Raw genomic sequence first — 7,368 nt, 5'->3', positions numbered from 1 at the left:
CGGGATAGGCGACGCCGAGGCGGCAGCCGCGGTGGCCGAGCATCGGATTGGTCTCGTGCAGTTCCTTCGCCCGCCGCTTCAGCTTGGCGGCGTCCAGCCCCTGCGTCAGGGCCAGGGCGTCGATCTCGGCGTCGGTGTGCGGGATGAACTCGTGCAGCGGCGGGTCCAGCAGGCGCACCGTCACCGGCAGGCCAGCCATGATGGTGAACAGCTCGACGAAGTCCGACTTCTGGAACGGCGCGATCTTGGCGAGCGCGGCGCGGCGGCCCTTCTCGTCGTCGGCCAGGATCATCTCGCGCACGGCGGCGATGCGGGTGTCGTCGAAGAACATGTGCTCGGTCCGGCACAGGCCGATGCCCTCGGCGCCGAAGCCGCGCGCGGTGCGGGCGTCCAGCGGCGTCTCGGCATTGGCGCGGACCTTCAGGCGGCGAACCTTGTCGGCCCAGGCCATCAGGGTCTGGAAGTCGCCGGTCAGCTCCGGCTCGATCATGGCCACGGACCCTTCGAGCACCTCGCCCTTCGAGCCGTCGATGGTGATGATCTCGCCCGCCTTGAAGGTGCGGCCGTTGGCGGTGAAGGTGCCCGCGTGCTCGTTGATCGACAGGGCGTTGATCCCGCAGACGCAGGGGCGACCCATGCCGCGTGCGACCACCGCCGCGTGGCTGGTCATGCCGCCGCGCGCCGTGACGATGCCGCGGGCCGCATGCATGCCGTGGATATCCTCGGGGCTGGTCTCCTCGCGGACCAGGATGACGGCGTCGCCCAGCTGACCCAGTCGCTCGGCCTCGTTGGCGTCGAACACGATCTTGCCGGTGGCGGCACCGGGTGAGGCCGGCAGGCCGGTGGCGACCACGGTGCGGGCGGCGCTCGGGTCGAGCGTCGGGTGCAGAAGCTGGTCCAGCGCCGACGGCTCCACCCGGCTGATGGCCTCTTCCTCGGAGATGACCCCTTCGGCGGCGAGATCGACGGCGATCTTCAGCGCCGACTTGGCGGTGCGCTTGCCGTTGCGGGTCTGCAGCATCCACAGTCGGCCCTGTTCGACCGTGAACTCGATGTCCTGCATGTCGCGATAGTGGCTCTCCAGCTTGCCGACGACGTAGACGAACTGGGCGAACACGGCGGGCATGGCCTCTTCCATGGAGGGGGCGGTCTCGCCCATCTCCTCGCGGCCGATCTTCGTCAGGGACTGGGGCGTGCGGATGCCGGCGACGACGTCCTCGCCCTGGGCGTTGATCAGGAACTCGCCGTACAGGCGGGCCTCGCCGGTCGACGGATTGCGGGTGAAGGCGACGCCCGTGGCCGAGGTCTCGCCCATATTGCCGAACACCATCGACTGGATGTTGACGGCCGTGCCCCAGCTCTCGGGGATATCGTGCATGCGGCGATAGAATTTGGCCCGGTCGTTCATCCAGCTGGCGAAGACGGCCGAGACCGCGCCCCACAGCTGTTCATTCGGATCCTGGGGGAAGGGCTGGCCCAGTTCGCGCTCGACCACGGCCTTGTACTCGGCGACGACCTTTTCCCAGTCGGCGGCCGACAGGTCGGTGTCGACGGTCACGCCCAGACGGTCCTTGTGGTCGTCCAGGACCTCTTCGAAGTCGTCATGGGACAGGCCCAGAACGACGTTGGAATACATGGTGATGAAGCGGCGGTAGCTGTCGAACGCGAAACGGCGATCGCCGCTCAGTTTGGCCAGACCCTCGACCGTCGCGTCGTTGAGGCCCAGGTTCAGGACCGTATCCATCATGCCCGGCATCGAGGCGCGGGCGCCGGAGCGGACCGACACCAGCAGCGGGTTGGACGCATCGCCGAAGGCCTTGCCGACGACCGATTCGACGGTCTTGAGACCGGCGGCGACCTGTTCCGCCAGGTCGGCCGGATAGGTGTTCGCGTTCGAGAAATAGTGGACGCAGGCCTCTGTGGTGACAGTGAAGCCCGGCGGCACGGGCAGGCCCAGCCTCGCCATCTCGGCCAGGTTCGCGCCCTTGCCGCCGAGAAGGTTCTTCATCGACGCATCGCCATCGGCGGACCCGCCGCCGAAGCCGTACACCCAGTTGGTCATCGGTAGTCCCCTGAAGCCGTATCGAGGTCGGCGGGTTTGCCCCGCTCGCGTGCCGACCTGACTACAATGCTGCGCACGCGAAGGCGAGGCCGGGTTGTAACAAAGGGTGATGGGTTGTTTCGGTCCCGGCGTCCCTGGGGCAGGGACGCCGGATCCACGATCAGGCCAGCGTGCGGACCTTGGGCTCGCGGTCCCACTGTCGCGTGGCGGCCGAGGCCAGCCAGGCATCCACACCGTCGGCCAGGTCGACGACGCCGTCGTCCGCCTCGACATTGGCCCTGTCCAGCAGAGCCTGCGACTCGGCGGTGAAGCCGATCGCCTTCAGGTGGCCGAAGGCGTGGGCGACGAAATCGATCGCGGCCCCCTCCTTCGTCAGTTCGGCACAGCCGGCCTCGGACAGGACCAGGGCCACGGCGTCGAACATCACCGAAGGCGTGCCGGCCAGCTGGCCGTCGGCCTTCAGCGTCTTGCCGCCCTTCAGCGTCACGCCGCCGATCTTGGGTGCCACGATCTTGACCGTGGCACCCGCGCCTTCGGCTGCTGCCCTGACCGCGTCGACGATGGCGCCGTCGGCCCCGTCGGTGACCAGGATGCCGACGGCACGACCCTTCAGCGTATCGGGATACTTGCCGACGATCCGCAGGGCTGGCGAAGCGTCCATGTCATAGGGTTCGCTGGCGGCCGGATTGGCGGCGGGCAGTTTGACGTTCAGGCCGTCGGCGACGCGCTGGGCCAACCCGGCATCGACGTTCTGCAGATTGCCCAGCACACGGTCGCGGACGTGGTCCATCGTCAGTTTGGACAGTTCGAACACCAGGGCGCTGGCCAGGTGGGCCTGTTCGGGCTCGGTCTGGCTGAGGAAGAACAGCCGCGCCTGCGAATAGTGGTCGGCGAAGGTCTCGGCGCGGATGCGCACTTTCGTCCCCTCTACGGGCTGTTCGAAGGTGCGGAAGCCGCCCTTGGGATCCTCGCGCGGCCCGCCGTCCTCGCCCGCCTGGGACAGGCTGTTGGGCTCGTAGTTGGCGCGGCCCTTGGGCACCTGCATCTGCATCTGGCCGTCGCGCTGCATGTTCTGGAACGGGCAGCCCTTCGCCTGATTGATCGGCAGCTGGTGGAAGTTGACCGTTCCCAGACGCGACAGCTGGGTGTCCTGATAGGAGAACAGTCGGCCCTGCAGCAGGGGGTCCTCGGAGAAGTCGATGCCGGGCGGGATGTTGGTCGGCAGGAAGGCGACCTGCTCGGTCTCGGCGAAGAAGTTGTCCGGGTTCCGGTTCAGCGTCATCTTGCCGACGAACCGGATGGGATGGAGCTCTTCCGGGATCAGCTTGGTCGCGTCCAGCACGTCAAACGGCAGGGCGTCGGCCTCATCCTGGGTCAGCAGCTGGACGCCGAAATCCCATTCCGGGAAGTCGCCGGCGTCGATGGCCTCAAACAGGTCGCGGCGGTGGAAGTCGGGATCGGCGCCGGCGATCTTGACCGCCTCGTCCCAGCAGGTCGACTGGGTTCCGAGGCGTGGCCGCCAGTGGAACTTCACCAGGGTCGCCTCCCCCGCCGCATTGATCAGGCGGAAGGTGTTGACGCCGAAACCCTCGATCATGCGCAAGGACCGCGGGATGGTGCGGTCGCTCATCGCCCACATGATCATGTGGGTGCTCTCGGGCATCAGGCCGATGAAATCCCAAAAGGTGTCGTGGGCGGACGCCGCCTGCGGATAGCCCCGGTCCGCCTCCATCTTCACCGCATGGATCAGGTCGGGGAACTTGATCGCGTCCTGAATGAAGAAGACCGGGATGTTGTTGCCGACGAGGTCCCAGTTGCCCTCGGTCGTGTACATCTTGACCGCGAAGCCGCGCACGTCGCGGGGTGTGTCGACCGACCCGGCCCCGCCGGCGACGGTCGAGAAGCGGGTGAACAGTTCGGTCGGTTTGCCGACCTCGGTCAGGATCCTGGCGGTGGTGTAGTCGGCCAGGCTCTCGGTCAGCTCGAACACGCCGTGGGCGGCCGAGCCGCGCGCGTGGACGATCCGCTCGGGGATCCGCTCATGGTCGAAATGCTGGATCTTCTCGCGCAGGACGAAGTCTTCCAGCAGGTGCGGCCCGCGCGGCCCGGCCGACAGGGTGTTCTGGTTGTCGCTGACGGGGACGCCGTGATTGGTCGTCAGCCGCGTCTCGGGCGTCGCGGCGGTCTGGTGGGTCTCCCCGGCGTTGCCGGGGGTCGTGGGCATCTTGGCATTGGGCATAGGGGAGTCCTGACTGCGAGGTTGCGGTCAGAACGCGCGGGTATGCTCAAGGTCTCAGCTTGGCCGTGGAAACGACCGCTGTGTCTGGCGGGTGACGTTGAGCCCCTACCCCGCCACCTGCCCGAAGTCGGCGACCTTGCCCATGACGGTGCGCACCTGGCCCAGCAGCTTAAGCCGGTTGTCGCGCTCTTCGGCCACGTCGGAGTTGACCATCACGTCGGTGAAGAAGGCGTCCACCGGGGCGCGCAGGGCGGCCAGGGCCGTCATGGCGGCGGCGAAGTCCTCGGCGTCGAGGGCCGTGTCGACGGCCGTGCGGGCGGCCTCCGCGGCGAAGGCGAGTTTGACCTCGGCCTCAGGCTGGTTCGGCAGGCCGGTCTGGACCATGCCCGTCGGGACGGCGCCCTTCTTCTCCTCGGCCTTGAGGATGTTGGAGGCGCGCTTGTAACCGGCCAGCAGATTCAAGCCATCGTCGGTCGACAGGAAGGCGTCCAGCGCCTCCACTCGCGCCACCAGTTGGTCGATGAAAATCTCAGTCGTTCCAATCGTAGCAAAGGCAGCCGCTGCGATGTCGTGACGTGAACCGCGATCACGGAGAAGCACAACGAGCCGCTCTTCAACAAACTGCAGAAGGGCCTCAATCCGATCAACCACGTCCAAGTAGCCAGCGCCGAGCAACCTTTTGGCATGCTCAACTGCGATGAAGTGCAGGTTGATGCGAGCCTTCGCTTCCAGCACCAGCCGGATCACCCCCAGCGCCGCCCGCCGCAGCGCGAACGGGTCCTTCGAGCCCGTGGGCTTCTCGTCGATGGCGAAGAAGCCGACGAGGGTGTCGAGCTTGTCGGCCAAGGCGACCGCCACCGTCAGGGGCGCGGTCGGGACCGAGTCCGCCGGGCCCTGCGGCTTGTAGTGGTCGCGGATGGCGTCGGCGATGGCGTCGGGCTCGCCGAAGGCGCGGGCGTAGTAGCCGCCCATGACGCCCTGAAGCTCCGGGAACTCGCCGACCATGCCAGACGCGAGATCGGCCTTGGCGAGGCGGGCGGCGCGTTCGGCCTGACCGGGGTCGGCGCCGACCAGGGGGGCGATCTCGCGAGCCAGGGCGGCGGTGCGCTCGACGCGCTCGGCCAGGGTGCCCAGTTTGGCGTGGAAGGTGACGCCGGACAGTTTCGACAACCAGGCGTCGAAGCCGACCTTTTTGTCCTCGTCCCAGAAGAAGCGGGCGTCGTTCAGGCGGGCGGACAGGACGCGGCTGTTGCCGGCCGCCAGGGCCACGCCCTCGTCGGAGGCCTCAACATTGGCGACGACGATGAAGTTCGGGGCCAGTTTGCTGGTGGCGGGATCGCGCACCGCGAAATACTTCTGGTGCACCTTCATCGACAGCCGGACCACCTCGGGCGGCAGGTCGAGGAACTGGGGGTCCATGTCGCCGAGGATCGGCGTCGGCCATTCGGCCAAGCCCGCGACCTCGTCCAGCAGACCGTCGTCGTCGACGAGTTCGAGGCCCTGCGCGTGGCAGGCGGCGCGGGCGGCGTCGAGGATTTTCAGCTTTCGGTCGGCGGCGTCCAGCAGGACGAAATGCTGTTCCAGCTTGTGGCGATAGTCGGCGAAATCATGGACCGCGAACGGCTTGGCCGCCCCCATGAACCGGTGGCCCTCGGTCACGGTTTCGGCCGGCATGGCGTCAATCTCGAACGGAACCACCCGGCCGTCGAACACGGCGAGGATGCGCTTCAGCGGCCGGACCCAGCGCAACGTGCCGTCGCCCCAGCGCATCGACTTGGGCCAGGGGAAGCCGCGCACGATCTGTTCGACCATGTCGGCGACAAGATCCGTCGTCTGCTGGCCCGGCTCACGGATGAGCCCGTAGAAAAAACCGTCCCGCTCGGTCAGGTCGGCGCGGGTCAGTTCGGTCTTGCGCAAGAAGCCCTCCAGCGCCTGTTCCGGCGCCGAGGCCCGCGGCCCGCGCACCTCCTCGCTGCGCTCGGGCGTGGCGACCGGCAGGCCCTCGACCACCAGGGTCAGCCGGCGCGGGCCGGCGTATGTGGTCAGGGTGTCATACGTCAGCCCGGCGGCCTTCAGCCGTTCGGAGGCCATGCGTTCGAGGTCGCGCGCGGCGCCGGCCTGCATGCGGGCGGGGATCTCTTCCGAGAACAGTTCGAGGAGGAGTTGGGGCATTACAGCGTACCGAAGAGCGGATCGTGGGCGTAGTTCCTGGCGCTTTCCGAAGCACGCTCCTGTTCGACATAGGCCAGCGCACAGGCTTTGCAGAGGTCGCGGATGCGGCCGATGTAGCTCTGGCGTTCGGCGACGGCGATGGCGCCGCGAGCGTCCATCAGGTTGAACAGGTGTGAGGCCTTCAGGACCTGATCGTAGGCCGGCAGGACCAGCTGCTGACCCTGGGGCCCGGTCATGGCGAGGAGACGGGTCGATTCCGCCTCCATATCCTCGAACCGGCCCTTCAGCCCCTCGATGTCATAGCCGTGGAAGTTGGCTTCACTCTGCTGACGCTCGTTCTCGAGGAAGACCTCTCCATAGGTCAGGCCCTCCTTGGTGAACTTCAGATCATAGACGTTGTCGACGCCCTGGACGTACATGGCCAGACGTTCCAGCCCGTAGGTCAGCTCTCCCGAGACGATGTCGACCTCGATGCCGCCGACGCCCTGGAAATAGGTGAACTGCGTCACCTCCATGCCGTCGCACCAGACCTCCCAGCCCAGACCCCAGGCCCCGACGGTGGGGTTCTCCCAGTCGTCCTCGACGAAGCGGATGTCGTGCAGTTTCGGATCGATGCCGATGGCGCGCAGCGAGCCAAGATACAGGTCCTGCAGGTCCGCCGGGTTCGGCTTCAGGATAACCTGAAACTGGTAATAGTGCTGGAGGCGGTTGGGGTTCTCGCCATAGCGGCCGTCGCCGGGGCGGCGGCTGGGCTGGACATAGGCGGCCTTCCACGGGCGCGGGCCGAGGGCGCGGAGAACGGTCGCGGGATGCAGGGTGCCGGCGCCGACCTGTTCGTCATACGGCTGCAGGATCGCGCAGCCTCGATCGCCCCAATACTTCTGAAGCGTCAGGA

General features: G+C 67.4%; 4 protein-coding genes. All 4 read right to left on the bottom strand.

Translation table 11 applies throughout. The features are described 5' to 3' along the window. A partial coding sequence (ppdK, locus tag RMO01_RS03730; protein WP_309627706.1) for a pyruvate, phosphate dikinase occupies window positions 1–2,062 on the bottom strand: 2,062 nt, incomplete at its 3' end. Window positions 2,063–2,222: 160 nt separating this feature from the next. Next, complete coding sequence (locus tag RMO01_RS03725; protein WP_309627705.1) at window positions 2,223–4,301, bottom strand: catalase; 2,079 nt, start codon at window positions 4,299–4,301, stop codon at window positions 2,223–2,225. A 105-nt stretch (window positions 4,302–4,406) separates the two neighbouring features. After that, window positions 4,407–6,473 carry a glycine--tRNA ligase subunit beta gene (gene glyS / locus RMO01_RS03720; protein WP_309627704.1) on the bottom strand — a complete coding sequence of 689 codons (2,067 nt, stop codon included), beginning with the start codon at window positions 6,471–6,473 and terminating at the stop codon, window positions 4,407–4,409. Beyond that, window positions 6,473–7,366, bottom strand: a complete 894-nt coding sequence (locus tag RMO01_RS03715; protein WP_309627703.1) for a glycine--tRNA ligase subunit alpha — start codon at window positions 7,364–7,366, stop codon at window positions 6,473–6,475. The genes glyS and RMO01_RS03715 overlap by 1 nt, the downstream gene beginning before the upstream one ends. Window positions 7,367–7,368 lie beyond the last annotated feature (2 nt).

Source organism: Brevundimonas sp. (assembly GCF_031412435.1).
Classification (GTDB): Bacteria; Pseudomonadota; Alphaproteobacteria; order Caulobacterales; family Caulobacteraceae; genus Brevundimonas.
Note: the sequence above shows the minus strand (reverse complement) of the source record. Positions and strands in the feature narration are given on the sequence as shown.